The sequence below is a fragment of the Xaviernesmea oryzae genome, from assembly GCF_900109605.1.
Taxonomy (GTDB): Bacteria; Pseudomonadota; Alphaproteobacteria; order Rhizobiales; family Rhizobiaceae; genus Xaviernesmea; species Xaviernesmea oryzae.
In genome coordinates this window covers 312,742-336,050 of record NZ_FOAM01000005.1, presented here as the reverse complement: position 1 = coordinate 336,050, position 23,309 = coordinate 312,742, and the positions used below count along the sequence as shown (strand labels likewise).

21 protein-coding genes are annotated in these 23,309 nt (G+C 63.3%); 8 read left to right on the top strand and 13 right to left on the bottom strand.

The window, feature by feature from the left end:
- Positions 1-88: 88 nt before the first annotated feature.
- The 4 genes from BMX61_RS08630 to BMX61_RS08615 all read left to right on the top strand — a co-directional run bounded on the left by BMX61_RS08630 (position 89) and on the right by BMX61_RS08615 (position 4,142).
- Complete coding sequence (locus BMX61_RS08630; RefSeq protein WP_075626241.1) at positions 89-1,006, top strand: cytochrome c; 918 nt, start codon at positions 89-91, stop codon at positions 1,004-1,006.
- Positions 1,007-1,233: 227 nt separating this feature from the next.
- Positions 1,234-1,794 carry a phosphatase gene (locus BMX61_RS08625; RefSeq protein ID WP_075626242.1) on the top strand — a complete coding sequence of 187 codons (561 nt, stop codon included), beginning with the start codon at positions 1,234-1,236 and terminating at the stop codon, positions 1,792-1,794.
- A gap of 363 nt (positions 1,795-2,157) precedes the next feature.
- The gene (locus tag BMX61_RS08620) at positions 2,158-2,820 is read left to right on the top strand and encodes a haloacid dehalogenase type II (protein ID WP_075626243.1); all 663 of its coding nucleotides are present in this window, start codon (positions 2,158-2,160) and stop codon (positions 2,818-2,820) included.
- Between the two features lie 488 nt (positions 2,821-3,308).
- Positions 3,309-4,142 carry an aldo/keto reductase gene (locus tag BMX61_RS08615; RefSeq protein WP_075626244.1) on the top strand — a complete coding sequence of 278 codons (834 nt, stop codon included), beginning with the start codon at positions 3,309-3,311 and terminating at the stop codon, positions 4,140-4,142.
- A 300-nt stretch (positions 4,143-4,442) separates the two neighbouring features.
- Here BMX61_RS08615 and BMX61_RS08610 read toward each other — a convergent pair whose 3' ends face one another.
- Positions 4,443-4,841 carry a DUF937 domain-containing protein gene (locus BMX61_RS08610; RefSeq protein ID WP_075626245.1) on the bottom strand — a complete coding sequence of 133 codons (399 nt, stop codon included), beginning with the start codon at positions 4,839-4,841 and terminating at the stop codon, positions 4,443-4,445.
- A 177-nt stretch (positions 4,842-5,018) separates the two neighbouring features.
- Complete coding sequence (locus tag BMX61_RS08605) at positions 5,019-5,936, bottom strand: LysR family transcriptional regulator (RefSeq protein ID WP_075626246.1); 918 nt, start codon at positions 5,934-5,936, stop codon at positions 5,019-5,021.
- A 104-nt stretch (positions 5,937-6,040) separates the two neighbouring features.
- Between BMX61_RS08605 and BMX61_RS08600 the strand changes: the two genes are divergently transcribed.
- Entirely contained in the window at positions 6,041-6,910 is an 870-nt protein-coding gene (locus tag BMX61_RS08600; RefSeq protein ID WP_075626247.1) for an SDR family oxidoreductase, read from the top strand.
- Between the two features lie 170 nt (positions 6,911-7,080).
- Here BMX61_RS08600 and BMX61_RS08595 read toward each other — a convergent pair whose 3' ends face one another.
- The gene (locus BMX61_RS08595; RefSeq protein WP_075626248.1) at positions 7,081-7,425 is read right to left on the bottom strand and encodes an ArsR/SmtB family transcription factor; all 345 of its coding nucleotides are present in this window, start codon (positions 7,423-7,425) and stop codon (positions 7,081-7,083) included.
- 107 nt (positions 7,426-7,532) lie between these two features.
- On the opposite strand from BMX61_RS08595, the gene BMX61_RS08590 reads away from it, so the two are divergent.
- A complete protein-coding gene (locus tag BMX61_RS08590; protein ID WP_075626249.1) occupies positions 7,533-8,279 on the top strand; it encodes a glucose 1-dehydrogenase in 747 nt (248 codons plus the stop codon).
- Positions 8,280-8,414: 135 nt separating this feature from the next.
- Here BMX61_RS08590 and BMX61_RS08585 read toward each other — a convergent pair whose 3' ends face one another.
- A complete protein-coding gene (locus BMX61_RS08585) occupies positions 8,415-9,293 on the bottom strand; it encodes a LysR substrate-binding domain-containing protein (RefSeq protein ID WP_075626250.1) in 879 nt (292 codons plus the stop codon).
- A gap of 104 nt (positions 9,294-9,397) precedes the next feature.
- Here BMX61_RS08585 and BMX61_RS08580 point away from each other — a divergent pair, with 104 nt between their 5' ends.
- The gene (locus BMX61_RS08580; protein ID WP_075626251.1) at positions 9,398-10,690 is read left to right on the top strand and encodes an SLC13 family permease; all 1,293 of its coding nucleotides are present in this window, start codon (positions 9,398-9,400) and stop codon (positions 10,688-10,690) included.
- 148 nt (positions 10,691-10,838) lie between these two features.
- A complete protein-coding gene (locus BMX61_RS08575; RefSeq protein ID WP_234794631.1) occupies positions 10,839-11,996 on the top strand; it encodes an ROK family transcriptional regulator in 1,158 nt (385 codons plus the stop codon).
- An 89-nt stretch (positions 11,997-12,085) separates the two neighbouring features.
- On the opposite strand, the gene BMX61_RS08570 is transcribed toward BMX61_RS08575, so the two are convergent.
- The 9 genes from BMX61_RS08570 to BMX61_RS08530 form a co-directional block, all read right to left on the bottom strand.
- Complete coding sequence (locus tag BMX61_RS08570; protein ID WP_075626253.1) at positions 12,086-13,078, bottom strand: SIS domain-containing protein; 993 nt, start codon at positions 13,076-13,078, stop codon at positions 12,086-12,088.
- A gap of 238 nt (positions 13,079-13,316) precedes the next feature.
- Positions 13,317-14,252 (bottom strand): N-acetylglucosamine kinase, encoded by a 936-nt coding sequence (locus BMX61_RS08565; RefSeq protein ID WP_075626254.1) that lies wholly within the window; start codon positions 14,250-14,252, stop codon positions 13,317-13,319.
- Between the two features lie 50 nt (positions 14,253-14,302).
- Complete coding sequence (locus BMX61_RS08560; RefSeq protein WP_075626382.1) at positions 14,303-15,409, bottom strand: ABC transporter ATP-binding protein; 1,107 nt, start codon at positions 15,407-15,409, stop codon at positions 14,303-14,305.
- A gap of 81 nt (positions 15,410-15,490) precedes the next feature.
- Positions 15,491-16,384: a carbohydrate ABC transporter permease gene (locus BMX61_RS08555; RefSeq protein ID WP_075626255.1), complete on the bottom strand. Its 894-nt coding sequence runs from the start codon at positions 16,382-16,384 to the stop codon at positions 15,491-15,493.
- Positions 16,381-17,274, bottom strand: a complete 894-nt coding sequence (locus BMX61_RS08550; RefSeq protein ID WP_075626256.1) for a carbohydrate ABC transporter permease — start codon at positions 17,272-17,274, stop codon at positions 16,381-16,383. Before BMX61_RS08550 ends, BMX61_RS08555 begins: the two co-directional genes overlap by 4 nt.
- Positions 17,275-17,333: 59 nt before the next feature.
- A complete protein-coding gene (locus tag BMX61_RS08545; protein WP_075626257.1) occupies positions 17,334-18,605 on the bottom strand; it encodes a sugar ABC transporter substrate-binding protein in 1,272 nt (423 codons plus the stop codon).
- A 758-nt stretch (positions 18,606-19,363) separates the two neighbouring features.
- The gene (gene cysE, locus BMX61_RS08540) at positions 19,364-20,212 is read right to left on the bottom strand and encodes a serine O-acetyltransferase (protein WP_075626258.1); all 849 of its coding nucleotides are present in this window, start codon (positions 20,210-20,212) and stop codon (positions 19,364-19,366) included.
- A 167-nt stretch (positions 20,213-20,379) separates the two neighbouring features.
- Entirely contained in the window at positions 20,380-22,107 is a 1,728-nt protein-coding gene (locus BMX61_RS08535) for a cysteine desulfurase (protein ID WP_075626259.1), read from the bottom strand.
- Positions 22,100-23,017 carry a family 2A encapsulin nanocompartment shell protein gene (locus tag BMX61_RS08530; RefSeq protein ID WP_075626260.1) on the bottom strand — a complete coding sequence of 306 codons (918 nt, stop codon included), beginning with the start codon at positions 23,015-23,017 and terminating at the stop codon, positions 22,100-22,102. The genes BMX61_RS08535 and BMX61_RS08530 overlap by 8 nt, the downstream gene beginning before the upstream one ends.
- Positions 23,018-23,309: the final 292 nt, after the last annotated feature.

The window sequence follows — 23,309 nt, the reverse complement described above, 5'->3', positions numbered from 1 at the left end:
TGTTTCGAACATTCCGTCGACGTTTTGATAAAATGCGGACGGCTTAGACGCGCCGCGTTGGTGGACCGGGTTCGAGAGGGAGACGCGCATGCGGCGCAGACGGGGTCGTATCGGCATTAGCCTGCTTCTTGTCCTTGCCTTTGTCAGCGCGCTCGGCTGGTTTCTGACCAAGCCGGAGCGTCAGGCGGCCGCCCATTGGCAGGGCCTTCCGGCACCGGATCTCGCCAATGGCGAGCGCATCTTCTGGGCCGGCGGTTGCGTCAGCTGTCACGCGGTGCCGGGCGCGCAGGGGGAGGCGAAGCTAGTGCTTGCAGGCGGACTGCCGCTCACAAGCCCTTTCGGCACATTCCACGTTCCCAATATCTCACCTGACGAAAAGGCCGGAATCGGCGCCTGGACCCTAGCCGAGTTCGGCGATGCGATGACGCGCGGCGTCGGCAGGAATGGCGAGCATCTCTACCCGTCCTTTCCCTATGGGTCCTATAGCCGGCTGACCCCGAAGGATGTGTCGGATCTCTTCGGCTATCTCAAGACCCTGCCCAAAAGCGAGGCGGTCGCGCCGCCGCATGAGCTGCCTTTCCCCTACAATCTGCGGATCGCGCTGGGCGGCTGGAAGCTGCTGTTTTTCAGCGACGCGCCCCGTGTTGCGCTTGCCAATGCCGATGCAGCTGTGCTGCGCGGGCAGTATCTGGTCGAGGGCCCCGGCCATTGCGGCGAATGCCATACTCCGCGCAATAGCCTCGGCGGCTTCGTCTCCGGCCGCTGGCTGGCCGGTGCGCCCAACCCGGAAGGCGAGGGGCAGGTGCCGAACATCACCCCGGCGTCCAAGACCATCGGCAGCTGGAGCGCCGCCGACATCGCCAATTATCTCGAAACCGGCTTCACGCCCGAGTTCGACAGCGCGGGCGGCAGCATGGCGGAAGTGCAGCAGAACATCGCCCGCCTTCCGGCTGAAGACCGCACGGCCATCGCCGCCTATCTCAAGGCCATCCCGCCGGTGGAATAAGAGCACGGTCGCACGCAGCGTGGCGACCCTCGCTTGCCTAGCCCCGCATGCATGGCGCCACGCTGTGCCAAAACGAGGCAGGCTACTGCGGGCCGTCACAGGCGCTTCACCGCAAAGAGGCTTGTCGGTTGCAGCGCGTCTCGCAGTGCGCATGATGAACGCAAGCTTGCCTCATGTTTAGCCCGCGATAAACTGAGGTGGGGCATGAGAATCAGTGGGGAAGACCGATGGCGCGTTTGGCCGAGAAGCAGGTCGAGGAGTTTTTTACGCCGATTTTGGCGGATAATCCCGGGCACCCGAATGGCTGGCCAATCCGCATGATGGTCGCCTCACAGACCGAAGCGCGGCATAATCGGCGTCTCTGGGCGCCAAGCCATCTGATTTCCATCCGCGCGCCGGGCACCAAGCTTTTGTCAATGATCGACCTGCCGGACGAAAATCATCTGCAACTGATCTTCAGCGATGCGCTCGATCAGGAAGAGCCGCATGCCGCAACGGCCGAAGCGGTCGATCAGGCCTTCGCTTTTATCGACAGGCTGCCGGCCGATGCGCATCTGCTGGTCCATTGTTTGCGCGGCCTCGGTCGCGCTCCGGCTTTGGCGCTCGGTATTCTCGGACGCTACATGGAGCCGGAGGCTGCCGCTGCCAATCTCCACATGCTGCGCCCGGAAGCCAAGCCGAACCGCCATGTCGTCACCCTCTGCGATGCGCATCTCAGCCTGAAAGGCAAGCTGGCGCGCCAGGCTCTGCGTTTCCCGGCCAAGGTCTGGAAGCCCGCAAAGGGCTGAGGGTCCGACCGAGTGGCCTCGGATCATGCGTCTGCGATCATGCCGTACAGTGGCCTAGCACCGGCCGTTCGAGGCTGAGCGGCTAGCCTGTTTGCGCGCGAAGCCTTCATCTCCAAGAATGCGATAAGGCCAGACGCGGCATTCTATCACCGCCAGCAAACTCCTGATCTTTTGCGTCGCACGGCCATTGTGCGATGCGAGAGTGCGCCTATATCCCCAATATATGATGCGTTCGCTCCCGCTGTTTGCCGCGCCATTCTTCGGACAGGATCTGATGACTGATGCGTCAGACTGAAAGCACTGTGTCGATTGGATGCATGATGCTGCCGCGGCGGGAGAGGGCGCAGGCGTTCGGGAGGAACCATGACGCCTTCGGTCTATGTCTTCGATGCCTATGGCACGTTGTTCGATGTGCATGCCGCCGCGCGCGCCCACGCCTCGGCGCTGGGGCCGGATGCGGCGGCGCTGTCGGCGCTCTGGCGGCGCAAGCAGCTGGAATATTCTTGGACCCACGCCCTCATGGGCGACTGGCGTGATTTCTGGACGCTGACCGAGCGTGCCCTGGATCATGCGCTGGCGACCTTTCCGAGCGTGCCTCGGGAGGCGCGGGTTACCCTGTTGGACAGTTACTGGACCATCGACTGCTATGACGAAGTGCCGAGCGTGCTGCATGCGCTGAAGGCGCGCGGCGGCCGCATCGCGCTTTTGTCCAATGGCACCCGCGCCATGCTGGACGCGGCGGTCAAGCGCGCCGGACTGGACATGCTGATCGATGACGTCTTTTCGGCCGATGCGGTATGCCGCTACAAGACCGACCCAGCGCTTTATGAGATGGTGACGACCGGCTACCGCCTCTATCCCGAAGCTGTGTCCTTCCAGTCGGCCAATCGCTGGGATGTCGCCGGGGCGGCTTGCTTCGGCTTCCGCACGGTTTGGATCAACCGCGAGGCCCAAGCCGACGAATATCCCGATCATGCGCCAGACCTGATTCTGCCGAGCCTGAAAAGCCTGGAGATGCATGCCTGATCAGGCGGCTGCGTCTTTGAAGGTATCGTTCTGAGGCAGGATCTGGCCGCTTGCCTTGACGCATAGGCGTGCTGCGCCAGTTCCTCCTCCGGAAACACGGCGAGCAAGACCGGCGTCGATCCAGAGCCCGGACCGCGCGGACGGAGTTGCAAGCGCAAGATCTGCCGAATCAGCGATCAAGGGGACGATGCAGGGCATTGTTTGTGTCCCCATGCACTCTGTGGTTTTGGCCGGTCGTTGCCGCTCGGAAAACCCGTGACGATCCTTGGATCGCCCACGACAAAAAGGCCGATAGGATTTCAAGTCGCTGCATCCTCGTCGTCCGGATCGATACCGATCCAAGGCTCGGATGTAGCGGGGATCACGGCAAAAGCCGGACGGGCAGGGCATGGGCCGATCCCGCGTCGCCTCCGGCAGCAAGAGATGAGCCGTGATCCTGTCCACGCGGGCCGCTGAAGGCGGCGCGCAATACGCAAAGGAGAGTGTGAATGATCACCGTCAAGGCGCATGGCGCCGAAATCCCGGCGCTCGGCTTCGGCACGTTCCGCATGCCGGATGCCGAAGTGCTCGATATCCTGCCGCAGGCGCTGCGGCTGGGCTTTCGCCATGTGGACACGGCCCAGATCTACAAGAACGAGGAAGCAGTCGGCGCGGCGATCCAGCAGTCCGGCATCGCGCGCGATGAGGTTTTTCTCACCACCAAGGTTTGGGTCGATCGATTTGGACGGGGTGAGCTGGAAGCCTCCGTCGAGGAAAGCCTGCGCAAGCTCAAGACCGATCATGTCGATCTCTTGCTTCTGCATTGGCCGGGTAGCCCGACGCCGATTGCCGAGGCGGTGGAAGGGCTGAACAAGGTGCGGCAGGCCGGTAAAGTGCGCCATATCGGCGTCAGCAATTTCAACCGTCACCAGATGGAAGAAGCGGTCAAGGCATCGCAGGCGCCAATCGTGACCAATCAGGTCGAGTATCATCCCTATCTCGACCAGACACCGGTGCTCGATGCCGCACATCGCTTGGGCATGTCGATCACGGCCTATTACGCCATGGCCGACGGCCGGGTGCCGAAAGATCCGCTGCTGAACGATATCGGCGCGCGCCACGGCAAGACCGCCGCACAGGTGACGTTGCGCTGGCTCACTCAGCAGCTCAGCGTCATCGCGCTCTCCAAGACCTCAACCGCGTCAAGGCTGAAGGAGAATTTCGAGATTTTCGACTTCACGCTGACGGAGGATGAGATGGCGGCGATCCATGGGCTCGCCAAGGCCGATGGGCGCATCGTCAATCCCAACGGCCTTGCTCCTGCCTGGGACAGGGCCGCCTGAGGGCGAGCAGCAGACGCATCCTTCATGGGAACCCGGTGCCCCCTTCGGATGCATCGGGTTCTCTCAAAAGATTTCCGGTCGATGGCTGAAACGCAGGGCCTCGTTTCGTTGTGCCCGGCTATGTTCCGAGCCTGTGCACTTCGTCGATTCCTTTGGCGGCGCCGATCCTCGGGACAGGTCCGAGGATGACGTCTCGCTAGAAGGAGATCCCCTGAGAGCAACCGTGGGCAGTCGCCTGAGCGTTGGGAGTGATCCTTCTAATTTCGGACGAGATCGGTCAGCGATCCGTCGCGCTGTGGGTCAGACGAACTGGCGCAGGCCGGGAATGGAATCGATCACCTCGTCCACCGTTTCCTCTCCGGCATGTTCCTTGCCGAAGGCGATGACTTCCTTGGCAAGCGCGGTGATTTCGCCCATGCCGAGACCCTGGGACATCAATTGCTGACCAAGCGCCATGACCCCGCCGCCGCCGAAGGCGCCCATCACCTTGCCAAGCAGGCCACCGGAGCCTTCGCCGGTGCCCTCGCCGTTGAAGCGCGCGACCAGCTCGGTCGCGCCGGGCGTGGCTTCGATCATGCGGGCAACGGGACCGTCGGCCGCTTCCCGCTGGAGGAAGCCGAGCATCATGCCGATGGCCTTTTCCGCCTTATCTGGCGCAATGCCCACATTTTCGCTCACGCGGGTCACAAGGTCGTTCATGTCCGTTCTCCTGGTGAAATGACGTTAACGTCAACGTAAATGACTGCGGACGGAAATCAAGCATCTTCCCCGCGCCTTGCACAGCTGTAGGCTATGATGAGCCTCGATGCACCAGCCTGGACACAAGACCGATGGGGCGATGCGGCAGAGCACCTTAAGCTGCTTACACGCGACACCTCATCGAGCCGTCATACGGGCCGCGTCGTTCCCCATATAGGCGGCAAGCTCTTCCGGCGTCCCTTTTGGAAAGGTGGCCTTCAGATAGTCCAAAAAGGCCAGGACGCGTGCATTGAGCAATCGTCGTGAGGGGTAGAGCGCCCAGAGCGCCGTCTCGAATCCCTTTACCTCGCCCCAGCTGATCAGCGTACCCGCAGCGATATCGGCGCTGGCAAGCGAGAGCGGTAGGCGCGCCGCCCCGACGCCCCTGCGTGCGGCATCGCGCACCATCGTAAAGGACGAGAGGCTGAGCACCGGCTTGACTGCCAGGCGCACTGGCCCCTCAGGCCTTGCGATCTCCCAGGATTCCGCCTCGGTGATCGCGCCCCTGACGACCGCAGGCACGGCAATCCCGGCTTCAGGAAGGGCAAGGCTGGGGCTGGCGACGACCACCAGCCGGTCCTGCAGGAATGCGCGGCCAACAAGGCTTTCGTCGGCCACTGGATTGACGCGGATGACGAGGTCATAGGCTTCCTCGACCATGTCGACGGCGCGGTCGTCCGTGGTGATCTCAAGCTGGACTTCCGGAAAGGCCAGGATGAACCCTGCTGCCAGCCGGCCCATCACGGTCTGCGAAAACAAAAGCGGGGCGCTGATGCGCAGCCGGCCGCGAGGACGATGGCCGCCAGAGGCGATCGCCCTCGCCGTTTCGTCCAGTTCCGTCAGCAATGCGCTCGTCCGCTCGAACAAAGCCCGGCCTTCCTGTGTCAGCTTCAGCAGCCGGCCGCCGCGCTCGAACAGGCGAAGCTCCAGGCTTTCCTCCAGCTCCGCCACCCGGCGTGACAGCGTCGCTTTGGGACGGCCTGAGGCGCGCGCGGCCTTGCCGAAGCCGCCATGGCGGGCAACCAGATTGAAATCGGCAAGCGCGAGCAGGTCCATCTGTTCCACCTGTGAGACGATGTGTCCAAAATCGCCGTCTATCGCAGAATTCTTGGATCACTATCTTGGTGGTGTCAACAAGACGCAACCCAGGAGAAACCACAATGACCATTCTCGTAACCGGTGCCACCGGCCGTGTCGGCCGCCATCTCGTCCAGCAGCTCGTCCAGCGTGGCGCGGCCGTGCGCGTGCTGACCCGCGATCCCTCCAAGGTCGACGTTGCCGCCGGAGTTGAGGTGGTGCAGGGCGATCTGCTGGATATCGACGCGCTCCGCCGCGCCTTCGACGGCGTACGCACGCTGTTCCTTCTCAACGCCGTCACTGGCGATGAATTTACCCAGGCAATCATCGCGCTGAATGTGGCCCGCGAAGCTGGCGTGGAGCGCGTCGTCTATCTCTCGGTCTTCGAAGCCGACCAGGCGGTGAATGTGCCGCACTTCGCGGTGAAGTTCGGCGCAGAGCGCATGCTGGCCGAGATGGGGTTCAGCGCCACTATCCTGCGTCCCACCTACTTCATCGACAATGAGGTGATGATCAAGGATACGGTCATCGATCATGGTGTCTACCCCATGCCGCTCGGCAGCAAGGGTATCGCCATGGTGGATGCCCGCGACATTGCCGAGGTCGCAGCCATCGAGCTGATCCGCCGCGACGAGGCTGCCGGCAAGCTGCCGCTCGACACGATCAACATCGTCGGTCCGGACACGCTGACAGGCCCCGAAGTCGCCCGGATCTGGTCCGACCTCCTGGGCCGTCCGATCGTCTATGGCGGCGATGATCCAAGCGGGTTTGAGCAGGCGATGGCGCGCTTCATGCCGAAATGGACAGCCTATGAAATGCGGCTGATGGCCGAGCGCTATGTCAGCGACGGCATGGTGCCGAAGGCAGGCGATGTCGAAAGGCTGACGACGCTTCTCGGCCGCCCGCTGCACGCTTATCGGGATGTCGCGGCCGAGCTCGTTCGTGCTGCGTGAGGATGACGGCGCGCAGGGCGATGGGACGGGGCGATCGGCATCTCTTCGCCCATGGCCCGACCGTCTCCTGTCTCCACGACCCAAGCCGGCGGTCAAGATCGCCGGCGGAAAGGAGTATGCCGAAGATCGCGACGCACCGGTGGCTTGTCCATTCCGACGCCCACTGGATCTTAGGAACGCGGCCCGGGCATCGGGCCGCTGGTATAGGCATTCAGGATCGCCGTCAGCAGGCCCGGAAAGCGCATCTCCACATCGGCGCAGCGGGCGTGATTGCGCATTTCAACACCCTGGCGCTCGCTGCGGATCAGGCCCGCTTCGCGCAGAACCTTGAAATGGGCCGATAGCGACGATTTCGGGATGATCCTGTCACCGAGCGCGGCCAGGGTCGCGCAGGAGCCGACACAGCCTTGGGTGGCGATCCGGGTAAAAATGGCCGCGCGATCGGGATCCGCCAGGGCATGGAGGATCGCGTCGGGGCGCAAGTCTTCGGTCGCGGGGTGAAAAAAAGGTCGCATGATTTATCCATATAGGATCTTGAACTCGACTTCACTAGTTCCGATGTTCTGAACTATGGGACTAGAGGCGCCCTCTTGGCGCCGGCCCATCGCAAAGGTTCAGGAATATGTCGAAACTTGAGGGCAAGGTCGCGATCGTCACGGGCGCGTCGAAGGGCATAGGCGCGGCCATCGCAAAAGCGCTGGCCAGGGATGGGGCCAAGGTCGTTGTCAACTATGCGTCGAGTGCCGAGGGCGCGCAGGCTGTGGTTAGCGCCATCACATCTGCCGGCGGCGAGGCCATCGCCGTTCAGGGCGATGTGTCCAAGGGGGCGGAGGCCAATGCCTTGATCGACACAGCGATCAAGACTTTCGGCGGGCTCGACGTGCTGGTCAACAACTCAGGCGTCTATGGCTTCGCGGCGATCGAGGACGTGACCGAGGAGGATTATCGCCGTCACTTCGACGTCAATGTACTGGGTGTTCTCCTGACGACCAAGGCCGCGTCGAAGCACCTGAAGGAGGGCGGCAGCATCATCAACATTTCCTCTGTGGTCACCAGCATCCATCCGCCATCGACCGCAGTCTATAGCGGCACCAAAGGCGCCGTCACTGCGATCACCGGCGTGCTTGCCAAGGAGCTGGGGCCCCGCCGCATCCGGGTCAACACCGTCAGCCCGGGTTTCGTCGTGACCGAAGGCACGCACACGGCCGGCATCGCTGGCTCAGAGATGGAGTCCGGCATGGTGGCGCAGACGCCGCTTGGCCGCGCCGGCCAGCCGGATGACATTGCCGATGTGGTCGCTTTCCTGGCCTCCGACGATGCGCGCTGGGTAACAGGCGAGGAAATTGCCGTCAGCGGCGGCGTTCGCTGATCCTCCAACAAACCGCATGCGCCCTCACGGGTGCATGCGGTCCCGTCTCTCTCGGGTCGCAGAGCGCCCTGTCGATCTCTGTCTCGGAGGATGTGGGATCATCATGCTCGGTGTCGGACAGGCAGTTGCGCCAGCCTATACCAGGCAGTCGATCAGGCGGCGCAGGCTTGGCGACATGTCGCCCTGTGCCCGCAGGCATAGCTGCAGGTCGCGCCGCGCCCAGCTGTCCTGCAGCGGAATGATCGTCAGCGCCATGATTCGTGCGGCCCGATGTGCGGTTGTCTCCGGAACGATGCCGACGCCGACCCCGGCTTCCACCAGAAGGCAGACCGCATCGAAACTGCGCAGTTGAACGCGCAAGCGCAGACGGCGGCCGTCGCGCTCGGCTCTGCCGGCCAGAAACCGCTGCAGCGCGCTGGTCTGCTCCAGGCCAACGAGATCGCGGTCCAGCACGTCGGCAAAGGCAATGCTTTCCCTGTCGCCAAGCGGATCACCCTTCGGCGCGACGATCACGAACCGGTCCGAGCGGAACGGAATGACCCGCAGCGCGCCTGTCTCGACCGTGCCGGCGACGATGCCGATATCCGCGAGGCCGCGCGCGACCATCCGGACGATCTCGTCGCTCAGCCGCTCCTGAAGATCGATCGTCGTGCCGGGATAGGCGGTCAGAAACCGGCCGAGCACCTCGGGCAGAAATTCCGTCAGGGCATTGGTGTTGCACAGGAGCCGGACATGGCCGCCCGCCCGGTCTGCATAAGAAGCGAGGTCTTCCTGCATGCGCTCGGCCTGCGCCAGAAGATCCTGTGCATGCGCCAGCAGGGCATGACCGGCCGGCGTCAGCGTAATGCCCTGGCGGCTGCGCGCCATCAGCTGTGTTCCGACTGCCAGCTCGATGTCGCGCAGGCGCGTGCTCGCCGCCGCCAGCGCGATATGCGCGCGCGCCGCCCCTGCCGTGATGCTGCCTGCTTCCGCAATGTGCCGGTAAAGACGGAGATCGTCGAGATCGGGGCGCATCGGCGATCCTTCGCGTTTTCCGAAGCATTCCATCCGAAGATACGCATTCAGTCCAGCGGCTTTCGCCTTTACCCTTGAGAAAAGAAAAGGGAAGGGAGTGCGATATGGATAGCAGCCTGATACTTTCGGCGATCCTCGTCGCCGCCACCATCGGGCTCTGGGCTACGGCCTTGCTGCCGGAATATCTGGTTGCGCTGCTGTTCTTCACAGCGGCGGCCATTCTGCATCTCGTTCCCCCTGACATTCTGTTTTCTGGCTTTTCCTCAGCTGCCTTCTGGCTGATCCTGAGCGGCTTCGTCCTTGGCGCCGCGATCCGGAAGGTGGGGCTTGCCGATCGGGTCGCCGCGCTGCTGGCTGGGCATCTGGCGGGCTCCTGGTGGCGCATGGTCGCTGGCGTGGTTCTGCTGACCTATGCGCTGGCCTTCGTCATGCCCTCGAACATGGGACGCATCGCCCTGCTGATGCCGATCGTCATGGCGTTAGCCGAGCAGGGCGGCCTTGCCGTCACGGATCGAGGCCGTATCGGCCTGGCGCTGGCCGTAGGATTCGGCACTTTCCAACTCTCCGCCAGCATCCTGCCGGCCAATGTGCCGAACCTTATCATGGCCGGGGCCGCGGATAGCGCCTATGGCGTTCGCCTGTCCTATCTCGCCTATCTGGCGCTTCATGCGCCGGTGCTCGGCATCCTCAAGGGACTGGCGCTGGCGCTCTGCATTTGCTGGCTGTTTCCCGCCAGACCACGTCTGCCCGCAACAGCGCTCGCCCAGGCGCCCATGACGCAGGCGGAATGGCGGCTGGTGGCCCTGCTCGCTGTCACCCTCGGCCTCTGGATGAGCGACACGCTGCATGGCATCTCGCCGGCCTGGATCGGCCTTGCCGCAGCCTGTTTCTGCCTCCTGCCGAAAGTGGGGTTCCTGAACGGCGACGAATTTGCATCCGGCGTCAATCTGAGAACCTGTCTCTATATCGCCGGCATCCTCGGGCTTGCTGCCTTCGTCTCGCAGTCCGGCCTGGGGTCGATGATCGGGGCGAGTGTGGTGGGCCTTCTGCCGCTCGATCCGGCGCGGCCGGGGGGCAACTTCGCCGCACTGCTCTCTTTGGTCACGGCGCTGAATTTCGTCGTCACCGCCAACGGCGTTCCCGCTCTCTATACGCCCCTGGCGGAACGCCTTTCCACCTCGACCGGTTTTTCGCTGGGTGCCACGCTGATGATCCAGGTGATCGGCTATGCCACCCCGCTGCTGCCCTATCAGGCGTCGCCCATCGTCGTGGCCATGGGCATGGCGAAGGTCCCGCCACGCGACGGCATCCGCCTGGCCCTGCTTCTCGCGGTCATCACCCTGCTGCTGCTCGCGCCCCTGGATTATCTCTGGTTCGCCTGGCTCGGCTGGATTTGAGATCCGCCAGCCCAGCGGGGCACGTTCGTGGGCGCAGCACCTTCTCAAGATAAGATCACTCTTCATGAGCCGGACGTTTGTTTTGCAGCTTTACCAAGCGGTATGGCCTCCTGTAAAAAACCGCTCCTGACCCATGAAAGCCCGTGCTTTGTCCCTTGCCTCCCTCGCCACGTCGGCCCTACCGGCCAGCTTCACCTCCAGCGCACGCGCGGTGTTCAAACGCCTGCTTGCTGTCGGCCAGGCCACGCGTCCGCAACTTTGCCAGGATCTCGGCCTGTCGCGCCCGACATTGTCGGCGGCGATGACCGAATTGAGCCGGTTGGATTATGTCGAAGTCGTCGGTCAGGCGCAGGGCCATACCGGCCGAACGGCGTCGATCTACCGGATCGGCAAGGGTGCTGGTCACACCATCGCCATCGATGCCGGTTCCACGGTGATCCGCTATCGCGTCGCCTATCTGGACGGGCGGGTGCTGTTGACGGGGACCTATGCGCTGTCATCGGGCCAAAGGCATATGAGCGCGGAGATCAGCCGCAAGGTGGATGACGCGGTGGCGCAGTCGCTGGCCTCCTGCGTTCCTGACTGGGGCCCGCTGCGTGCCATTGGCGTGGCCGTGCCGGCGCGCGTCACCGGCCAGTCGCGCATGGTGGCGCCTGGTCAGGAGACCTGGATGTTCGGCGCTTTCACCCCGCCCTCAGGCGTGCCCCTGATCCTGGAAAACAACGTCAATTGCGCCGCGATCGCCGAACATAATTACGGTGCGGCGGCCGGCCGGCGAGATTTTTCCTTCATCCAGGTCGGCTTGAAAATCGGCATGGGCACAGTTCTCGGCGGTGAGGTCGTGCGCGGGCAGAATGGTGCGGCCGGCGAACTTGGGCATCTGCCCTTTCCCTGGAGCGCAAGCGACGTGCCTCAGCCTGAAACGCTGGAGGATTATATCGGCGCCGATGCGCTGATGGCGCGTGTTCGTGCGGACTGGCCCGATCACGATCCGCCGCGCGACAGCATCGATCTCTTCCGCCGTGCCGGTGAGGGCGATCCAGCCGCGCTCGTTCACGTCAAACGGCATGGGCAGGATGTCGGACGGCTGATTGCCGCCTGCGTGGCAGTCATCGATCCGGGCTTCGTCGTGCTGGGCGGCGGGGTCGGCAGCCTCCCCGTGCTCCTTCCCTATGTTCGGGAGGAGGTCGGCCGGCTGAGTTATGCGACCGAAATCGAGACCAGCACGCTCGGCGCGGATGCGACTTTGCTGGGCATCGGCAAACTGGCGGCAGCCCATGCGCAGTCGGCGCTGATCGACGCCTGATCGCACATCCTCTTTCCCGGTCTCGCAAAACAAAAGAGGCAGCCGCATGGGCCGCCTCCCTTTCTGTCTGTCCGGTCAAGATCGTGCGATTACGCGGCCGCGATCTTGGTGTCCGTCTGGCGGTAGCGGAACTTGGTGTCTGTCAGGCCGGCGGCATCTGACAGGGTAGCTGCAAGCAGCTGCGCCGGAAGGATGTCGAGGATGGCGCGGGCGATCCGGCTCGACTGGGCTGGTACCTTGATGACGACGAGGTTCTGCGCGTCCGGCACGTCTTCCGCTGTAATCAAGAGAACACCGCTGCCGATGGCGGCCATGTCCTGCGCCAGTTTGATCTCCCTGGTGTCGCCGATGATCACCACACCGGTCGTCGCATCCATCGGCTCCATGGGCCCATGCAGGTAATGCAGCGTGTCGGACGGGCCGGCCGGAATGCGGGCGGCTTCACGGATGAGCAACGAGGCCCCATCGGCGGTGCCGAAGGAAGAGCCTGCACCGACGCAGTCGATGGCGCGGCGGTCCTTGAAGATCGCGGCGAGCGCATCCATCCGCGCGCCGGCCAGCTTCAGAACATCGGCCGCCAGATCCGGCAGCGCGGACCAGTCCACCGACGGGCTGCCAGCGACCTTGTCGGCCAGCAGGCCTGCGGCCACCAGCGTTCCAGTATAGCCGGTGCTGGACGGCGTGGCATCCGAGCCGCTGGCAAAGTGGATATGCGCGTTGACGGCCGCCGACAGGGGATTGTTGCCCTCCTTGGTGATGCCGAAGGAGACGCATTCCGCATGCGCCTTGATTGCCGTGACCGGCTCGATGCTACGGCCGCCAGCGGACATGGCGATGATGCTGTCGGCAAAGTTGCCGCCCTGCATCAAATCGACCGCGCGAATGGCCTGGGCGCGCTTGCCGATCCGTTGGAACTCACCGGCAACGACGGTCGCTGCGGCAAAGCTCGCACCGATCCCGGTGACGCCGATCAGGCCGGAGGACATGGGCGAGACGTCGATCTGTGCTAGATCGGCGCTGGCGGCGGCAATGCTGTCACGCAGCGAATCCGGTTGGCGGGCAATGGTGGCTCGATAGCTCACGGGGGCGTCCTTTCGGTTGAAATGCCGGCTAAATGGCCGGCCCTGGGCAGGGCGCATGGCTGAGATCGGCGCCCTGAATTGCTGGAGTGGCGGCATCCCCCTGATTGATCGTGCGGGGGCGGGGATGCGCACATATCCGAAGCCTGGAGCATCACACGGCCTCTGCGACGGGCGTGCCGCTCCAAACATCTGATCTGAAATAGGAAATGCCGATCCGCATCATTTTGAGGGGATCATGCTAGGCCGTGCGCCCGAGCGATCCGGAGATTTCGGCCGTCTGTGCGGCAAGAAAAGCCTTGGCGATGTTGCAGGCGCCTTCCACGGGTGGGCCAGGATAGATGGCGACCGACAGCGCGCCGTTGAAGCGTGCGTTCATGGCCTCGACGAAGGCCTGGGCAAGAGCTGGCTGGGCCACGATGACGCCACCCCCCGCGACGACGGCTGTCGCCTCCGCACCGAGTTGCTTCAGCCGCGCGACGAGATCGACCAGCGCGCCGGCGCCTTCGGCAATCACCGTCTGCGCGATCGTCGAGCCGGCCGAGGCGGCGGCAAAGATGATCGGTGCATGGGCACCGAGCGCCGCCGCGCCGCCGGCACTAGCGATCTGGCTGCCGATGCGGGCGGGATTGTCGATGTCGAGTGCGGTGAACAGGGCCTTGACCAAGGGCTCGTCCAGCGCGCCGCCGCAATCCAGATAAAGACTCACGGCCCGGCCTGCTTCGCGCATCAAGCCCGCCGCGCTGCCCTCATCCCCGATCACCCAGCCCCAGCCGCCGGCGACGAGCATGCGCCCATCCGCGTTCCGGGTCACCGCGATGGAGCCGGTGCCGGCGACGACGCCGATGCCATTGATCTGACCGATGGAGGCCGGGATCAGTTCGGCGTCGTTCACGACCTTGACCGGGATGGCGGTGACGGCGCGGAAGCCCGCCTCCAGCGCGTCGCATTCCGCCTGGTTGTCACAGCCATGGGCGCCGACGGCGATGGTGAGAACCGGTCGTCCGTCGGCCATCCGTTCGGCGAAGGCCGTCAGCGCGCGTGCGTCCTCCACCCAGTCGCGCCGGCGCCAATCCGCGCTCGGCACGACCAGATCCTCGGCATGGCCATCTGCATCATAGGCGCGCAGATGGGTTTTCGTACCACCGATATCGATCCCGACGGTGATGCCGTTCATGGTTCTTCTCCAGACGTCATTCGTATGATGAGAGGCGTGCGCGGCTGCGCTTACGCCTTGGCCGGCCGCAGGCGCTGCCCCGCCATATCGAAGACCAGCGCCTTGTCGGCGGCGATGCGGACGACCGTTTCGATGGCCCCGCTGTGGCGGCGGCCATGGTTCTGCGCCACCAGCCGCTCGCCATTGGCAAGAACCGTGTGGACCGAGGTGAGATCGCCGAGTTCCTCCACGAGGGTCACCTTTGCTGCCAGGCCCTCGGCCGAGGCAGGGTCGATGGCGATCGTCGCATGCTCTGGCCGGATGCCGAGCTGGATCTCGCGGATCGAGGGATCGAAGCCGGCAAAAGGAATGACAAGGCCGGCGGCTGCGGTATCGCCGCCAAGGCCTGACACCACGATGTGGTCGGCCGCCACGTCCTTCACCCGCGCAGACAGGAAGTTCATCGTCGGCGTGCCGATGAAACCGGCCACGAACTTGTTGTCCGGATCGTCATAGAGATCGAGGGGGCGGCCGACCTGCTGGATCCGGCCGCCGTTCAGCACGACGATCTTGTCGGCGAGCGTCATCGCTTCGACCTGATCGTGCGTGACGTAGATCATGGTTGCGCGCAGGCGCTGATGCAGCTGGATCAGCTCGGCGCGCATCTGCACCCGCAGCTCGGCATCGAGGTTGGACAAGGGCTCGTCGAAGAGGAAGACCTTTGGCTGGCGCACGATCGCCCTGCCGATGGCCACGCGCTGTTTCTGCCCGCCGGAAAGCTGGGCCGGCCGCCGATCCAGCAGATGCGTGAGCCGCAGGATTTCGGCGGCGCGCTCGACCTTTTCCTTGCGTTCGGCCATGGGCGCGCGCGCCATGGTCAGGCTGAAGGCCATGTTCTCGAACACGGTCAGGTGCGGATAAAGGGCATAGGATTGAAACACCATGGCGATGCCCCGCTTGGCAGGATCGACATGGTTGATGACGCGATCATCCAGGCGCATCTCGCCAGCTGTGATGTCTTCGAGCCCCGAGATCATGCGCAGCAGCGTGGATTTTCCGCAGCCCGACGGCCCGACGAAGACGACGAACTCGCCGCTGGCGATATCGAGGTTGATGTTATCAAGGATTGGGACCGCACCATAGGCCTTGGCGGCGTTCGAAATCTGTAAGCTGGACATGGCGATGACCTTATTCATGGCTGGTCGCGCCGCAGGAGACTGCGGTCAGAAGCGGAGGGTGTGGGGAGGCGTGAGGCGCGCCTAGCCCTTGGTTCCGGAGTGCGCGATTCCCTCGACGATCTGGCGCTGGAAGATCAGGAAGAAGATCAGCGGCGGGACGGCGGCGAGCAGATTGGCCGTCATGACGATATCGACCGTGGTGTGCGAATAGGGCGCGTTGAACAGACCCACCACCTGACCGACCGTGTACATGGTCGGGCTCGGCGCCACGATCAGCGGCCAGATGTAGTTGCCCCAGGTGCTCATGAAGGTGAGGATCGCGAGCGTGATCAGCGCGTTCTTCGACAGCGGTATCGCCACATGCCAGTAGATCTGGAAGTGGTTGGCCCCATCCAGCCGGGCCGCCTCGATCATTTCCGCGGGAATGCTCTTCATGAACTGGATCAGCATGAACAGGCCGAAGGCGGAGGCAAGCCCGGGCACGACCAGACCCTGCATCGTGTTGAGCCAGCCGAGCTGCACCGTCAGCAGGTAGGTGGGGATGATCGTGACGGCCTTCGGCACCATGAGCGAGATCATGACGATGCCGAAGAGCAGGTTCTTGCCGGGAAACTGGAACTGCGCGAACTCGAAAGCTGCCATCGACGAGAAGAGCAGGATGCCGATGATGGTCAGCAGCGTGTACATCACCGAGACATAATAAGCCCTAAGATAATCCGTCTCCGTGAAGATGGTCAGGATGTTGTTCAGCCCTGCGCTCAACGACGTCGGGTAGAGACGCGGATTGATCGAGATCGGCACGCCGGGATGCGAGAAGACCACGTTGAACATCCACCAGATCGGGAACACGGCGACGATCGCCACGCAAATGGCGACGAGCCATTTCAGGATGGTCGCGATCGAGACGGACCGACGTGATGCAATGGAGGCGGAAGCGGACGAGAGAGTTGCGGCAGGCGTTACGGTCGTGCTCATGCGTCACCAAATTTCTTGCGCAGGGCGAACATCACGGCGGTCACGCAGACGATGAGGATGGTCAGCATGAAGCCATAGGCGGAGGCCTGTCCGAAGCGGACGCTGCCGAAACCGCGGCCCATCATGTCCATGACCGGGAAGAGGAGCGCGTTGGCGCGGCCGCCATATTCGGCAAAGGACGAGCCGGTCAGCAGCCAGGGAACATCGAAGACCTGGAGCGCGGAGATCAGCCCGTAGGTGATCACGAAGAACAGCACCGGCCGGATGGAGGGCAGCGTGACATGTACGACCTGCTGGAAGGTGCTGGCGCCATCCAGACGCGCGGCCTCGTAATAGTGGCGCGGCACGTTCTTCAGCCCGGCCAGGATGATGACCATGTTGAAGCCGGCGGAGACCCAGACATCGACGGCGATCATCGCATAGAGCATGGTGCCGGTGTCGTTCAGAAACTGGACGGAGGGCATGCCGAACCAGCCGAGAATGGTGTTCAGCAGGCCGAAATTCGGCGCATAGATCCAGCGCCAGATCGTGGCGGCCAGGAACAAAGGCATGACCACCGGAATGAAGAAGGCGCTGCGGAAGAACTTCGCCCAGAAGCCGCTGAAGCTATCGACCAGCAGTGCCAGGCTGAGAGCGACGAAGATGCCGAGCGGCACGGTGATCGAGACATAGATCAGGAGATTCCAGGTCGCCTTCTCGAAATTGCGCGAGGTGAAGACCTTGGTGTAGTTGGCAAGCCCGACGAAATGCGAGGTCTGCGACGCGTTCCATTCGAAGAACGAATAGAACAACCCGCTGACGATCGGATAGAGAAAGAACACCGCAAAGAGCAGCATGAAGGGAGACAGCATCAGGTAATGCGCGATGCTGCGCGTCGTTCTCGATGACATGATATTTCCTTCAACGCGAGGCCTGCAGCAGCCGGCAAGAACCGGCTGCTGCATCAGCGTCAGCCGTCAGCCAGGATTTCGTTCAGCTGCTCGATCAGCTCGGAGGCGGCTTCGTCCGGCTTCATGTCGCCATCCGCTACAGCCGAGGCATTGTCGGTGATGGCCGACCAGTAGCTGTTCGGGAAGGTGCCGAGGAAGAAGGGCGGCTTGTTGTATAGAGCGGTCTTCGCCGACTCGTAGGTCGCAGCCAGAAGCGGATTGCTGGATACCGAGGGATCCGCCAGTGACTCCACATTGCTGTTGTATCGGCCGAGTGCTGCGGCCCAGCGCGTCATCTGCTGCTTCTCGGTGACGAAGGCCGCGAATTCGAAGGCGAGCTTGGAATTGGCCTTGGGCGCCACGCCGATGAACTCATAGCCCTGCACGCCAGCCTTCTTGCCTTCCGTCGCGCCGGGAACCATCACCCAGTCATATTTCAGACCGGAGGCCTTGGCGGCCTGCTCCAGCGGCGGATTGACCCAGGGGCCGTTGATGTAGAAGGCCAGTTCGTTGCTGATGAACAGATCGCGCGTCGCCTGGTCGTTGATGTTGGTGCCCGTGGAGAAGGGCTTCAGCTTCTGGAAGAATTCGGCCGTCTTGGCATATTTTTCCGGATTGATCAGCGTCTTCTTGGTCTCGAAATCCGCACCCCATTCGCTGGCTTCGGCCACACCGGAATAGATGTTGAGGAACGACGCCCAGTTCTGTGTCATGTCGGGAACGCCGTATTTGCCGGCGGCCTTGACCTTTTCCATCTGCGACAGCCAGTCGGCCCAATCCTTGATCGGCGCCTTGGTGTCGACGCCGGCCTGTTCGAGCACCGTCAGGTTGCGGAACATCAGCGAGCCGTAACCGGTATAGGGGATGCAGTACATCGTCTCCGGCTTCGGCGTGCACATCGCGATCAGATCTTTGTTGAACTGAGCGCGGAAGCTGTCCGGCATCGCCATCCATTCGGCATAGATGTTCTTCAGCGCGCCGGCCTGAACGAGCGAAGCGCCGGCCGACGTCGAGTTCATGAAGACATCGGGGCCGCTGCCGCTGGCGGCGCCAGCGATCTGGCCGGTCAGCAGATCGTCGTCGCCCTTGCCGGCTATATTGATGGTCAGTCCCGGATGCTTGGCTTCGAATTCATCGATGAAGCTCTGCTGCAGCTTCAGCGCCTCGCCCTGCGCAAAGTCGGAATAAACCCAGTATTCGAGCGTGACCTTCTCCTGAGCGTGGGCCGTTCCCACGGAGAAAAGAGCGCCTGCCGCCAGCGCGCTGAGGCCGAAGCCAGCTTTGAAACTCATCGAATGGTCTCCTGATGCATGTTGCTGTTCCTGCCGGGCATCCGTTCCGGATCTTTCCAGCGATTGTTAGGCACATTAACAAACAAACTGAGGGGTGCAAGCGCTTTTGCGCATGGCTGCCATTTTTTCCAGAGGCGGTGGAAAAGGTGAGGGTGATGAGTGGGCGGCTTTGGATGCCTGCGCTGCTGCGCAAAACCAAGGCTTGATCCGCAGTGAAAGGGGATGACGGGGCGCTGCCGATGGCGCATCTTCTGGCACGCCTGGCCGTGCGGTGATCGCAGCAAAAGTGGGCTGAGTGCCGCCCTAATGTTTCAGACGGCGGTCAGCAAGGCGGAGGGTCTCGCTGCGTGCCGGTCGGCATCGGCATGCTGATGTTGGAGCAAGGCATTGCCAACGCGCAGTCGCCGCAGGCGGACGTAACGCCGCGCCAGGCATGCCGGCTTTCAGGCGATCGTTGAAGCAAGGTGACAGGACGGGCAGCGTTGGGGCGCTGCATTGCGGCGGGCCCGTGGCTAGAAGGCGCTAAAAGGCTCGCGCTGACAGAGTATCGGCCGATGGATGGGCAGAGACTGAGAGGTTGGCGGCTATCGGAAATGCGAAGCGAAAAACCTGAGCGTCGAGCCTGCTCCGGCACGACCCTCTGAAATGCTCTGGCCCGGTGCGGCCTTAATAGGTGTCCGGCCATCGATGCCGACGCAGGCGCCGTGGCAATGTGCGTCTGATCGCTATGAGGTCCGGTCGGCGACGACTATGCCGGCTCAGATCACATAATCCGGCTCGTCCAATGTCTGCTGCATGGAAACGCCGGGTAGGGCGGAGCCGGGCGCGGCATGGCCGACGGGGCGGGCGGGGACGCCGACGACGGAGGTGTAGGGCGCGACCGAGCGGACGACCACCGAGCCGGCGCCGATCTTGGCGCCTTCGCCGATCTCGATATTGCCGAGGATCTTGGCGCCCGCGCCGATCAGCACGCCGTGACGGACCTTGGGATGACGGTCACCGCTTTCCTTGCCGGTGCCGCCCAGCGTCACGTTCTGGAGAATGGAGACGTCGTCTTCGACCACTGCTGTCTCGCCGATGACGAGACCGCTGCCATGATCGAGCATGATGCCCTTGCCCATCCGCGCGGCGGGGTGGATATCGATGCCCAACACTTCCGAAATGCGGCTTTGCAGGTGGCGCGCAAAGTGCAGGCGGTCATGGTGCCAGAGCCAATGGCCGACACGCTGGCCCTGCAACGCGAGGAAGCCCTTGAAGTAAAGGAAGGGCGTCAGGATTTCGGCATTGGAGGGGTCGCGCTCCTTGATGGCCAGAAGGTCGGCGGCGGCGGCCGTGAGGATCGCCGGATCGCTGAGGAAGACCTGGGTGATCGCCACCGTCAGCTCGTCCACATCGAGATCATGATCGGCGAGCTTCAGGGCCAGGCGGTGCGTCAGCGCTGCGGCGAAACTGCCATGATAGAGAATGGCGGCATTCATCGCCCGAGTCAGCGCGATATCGCTTTTGGCGGCCAGCACGGCCTCCTCGCACAGCTGAGCCCAGATATCGCCGACCTGCCTGACGGCCACCGGCTCGAGTGCGAAAGCGTCGTTGACGAACAAATGCATGGCATGCCTCCCCTCAAAGAACCCAAGCGTCTGCGCGCCCGATCCAGCGCGGCCTTGTCGGCCGCCGCTAATTCTGCATGAAACGGGCCGGCCGGGACCTAAAGTCCAGGCCGACCATGCCTTTTGCTCCGTCCATACGCTCGGGGTCGCGCCCCGGCTGGAAAGAGCTAGAGCTTGCGCACCACGTCGATCAGCGCGTCGATATCGCCCGTCGTGTTGTAAAGCGCGAAGGACGGACGTACCGAGCTTTCCAGCCCGAAACGCCGCAGGATCGGCTGGGCGCAATGGTGTCCGGATCGCACCGCGATGCCCTCTTTCGACAGAGCCTGACCGACCTCTTCGGTCTTCATTCCGTCCACCACGAAGGAGACGACGCCCGCCCGATGCTTCGGCGCACCGACGATGCGCACCTTGGGCAAGGCGGAAAGACGATCAACGCAATGATGGATCAGATGTTCCTCATGCGCGGCAACCGCCTCGATGCCCTTGGCCTCCAAATATTTCAGCGCTGCCCCCAGACCGACCGCATCGGCAATATTGCCGGTGCCCGCTTCGAAGAAGGCGGGCGCGGGCTGATACTGGATACGCTCGAAGGTCACGTCGGCAATCATGTTGCCGCCGCTCTGATAGGCGTCCATTTCCGGGATGGCATTGGCGCGAGCATAGAGCGCGCCAATGCCGGTGGGGCCGAACACCTTGTGGCCGGAGAAGACGAACCAGTCGGCATCCAGCGCCCGGACATCCGTGCGCATATGCGAGACCGATTGCGCCCCGTCCACCAGAACGCGCGCGCTTGCCGCATGGGCCATAGCCACCATCAGCTGCGCCGGCGTGACCGTGCCCAACGCATTGGACACCTGCGTCAGGGAGACCAGCTTGGTGCGCGGTCCCAGAAGCTTGGCATAGGCGTCGAGGATGATGTCGCCATTGTCATCGACGGGCGCGACGCGAAGGATCGCGCCGGTCTCGTCCGCCAGCCGCTTCCAGGGCACGATGTTGGCGTGATGCTCCAGCCAGGTGATGAGGATCTCATCACCAGCGCGGATATTGCGCCGGCCCCAGCTGGCCGCGACAAGGTTGATCGCCTCGGTGGTGCCACGCACGAAGACGATCTCGTCCGCCGAGGCCGCATTGATGAAGCCGCGAACTGTCTCGCGGGCCTCTTCATAGGCATCCGTGGCACGCCCCGCCAAGGCATGGGCGGCGCGGTGGATGTTCGAGTTCTCATGCTCATAGAAATAGCTGAGACGGTCGATCACCTGACGCGGCTTGTGCGTGGTTGCCGCATTGTCGAGCCAGACCAGCGGCTTGCCATTGACCCGCTCCGAGAGGATCGGGAAATCGCCGCGAGCGGTTTCGGGCGAATAGGCGGACGAGCCGGAGGTTGGGCTTATGGCCTTCGGCACGGCGTTCAGGAAATAGGGAGCCTTCGCGGCCTGGTTCCCGGAAGCCCCGCGGCCGGGCTCGAAGCCCTTCGGAGCAGCGTTCTTGCTGCCCAGAAGCGAAGCCAACTCGGCATCGCCGGGCACGCTTTGCGACAGGGGGGCAATCGGCTTCGGTTCGAAGCCGGTGCGGCGCTCGCCATAACCCAGGAAATAGGGCCTGGACCCCGTTCCCAAGATGCCCTGCTCGGCAAGGCCCGGTATGTTGGGATCCGCGCTGACGGGCAGCGCCGCCAAGGGAGCGGGCGCCTGCGCCACCACGATGGGCGGCGTGACGGGTGCGGCGGGCAGAGATGGCGCGGATGCGCCGCCTGCCCCGCTCGGCAGAACCGGGTTCTCGCCCGGCAATGCGTGCAGCAACGCATTGGCCATCTGGGCGAGGAAGGCCGGATCCGGAAGCCAATCCGGCGCCTGCGCTCCCGGTGTCAGGAGAGAGGAGGGGATATCAGCCATAGTTGTGGAACTTCGTGATATCGACGTCTTCGAGAACGGCAACGGCGTCTTCGGTCAGGATGGCGAGCGAGCAATAGAGCGAGACGAGATAGGAGGCGATCGCCTTGTCGTTGATGCCCATGAAGCGCACCGAGAGGCCGGGGCTCTGTTCGCCCGGCAGGTTCGGCTGGAAGATGCCGACGACGCCCTGGCGTTCCTGGCCGACACGCAGCAGGATGAAGGACGACTTGCCCTTGACCACGGGAAGCTTGTTCGAGGGAACGATCGGGATGCCGCGCCAAGTGAGGAAGGGCGAGCCGAACATGGTGACGGTTGCCGGGGGAACGCCGCGGCGGGTGCATTCGCGGCCGAAAGCGGCAATGGCGTCGGGATGGGCCAGAATGAAGGCCGGCTGCTTCCAGACCTTGGTAATCAGGCTGTCCATCGCGTCAGGGGTCGGCGTGCCGGTCGGGCTCTTGATGCGCTGGGAGGGGGCGACATTGGCGAGCAGGCCATATTCCGGGCTGTTGATCAGCTGGCTTTCCTGCTGCTCCTTGATAACCTCGATCGACAGGCGCAGCTGCTCGGCGATCTGGTTGTGCGGCGAGGAATAGAGGTCGGAAATGCGGGTGTGGACGTCTACCACCGTGTTGACGGCGCAGAGCATGTATTCACGCGGATTTGCATCGTAATCGACGAAGGTCTGCGGCAGGGAGCGTTCGTCGCGGCCGGAGCATTCCACAACCACCTGGTCCTCGTTGCGCACACGGTTGACGCGCAGGATGCCGGCTTCGACGGGCTGCCATTCCAGGCAATGCACCAGCCAGCGCGGCGTGATGCTGGCCATCTGCGGCACGGTCTTGGTGGCATTGGCAAGCTGGCGGGCGGCAACATCGCCGAGCGTGGTGAAATGCTTAGGCTCTTTGGACATCGAGTTCTTCCGTCTGAGGAGGTGGACACGCGACGCCGATTCATATTTTAGCAATCGACGAAACGATGCCCGACGCTTAGCCGCCGTCCAATAGGCCGACAAGCCCGCTAAACAAGATTGTTTTTCTTGATTTTTCTATATATGAGTATTTTTTTCTATAAAAAAATAATAATCCAGAATGCATTGCTTGTTACTGATTTCCTTCTACAAAATTCTACTTGTCCGCGCAGCGGCTTACATTGTTGCCGTAAGGGTCCAGAAGGAAAGCCGGAATAGCGTGCCGCCATAAGCA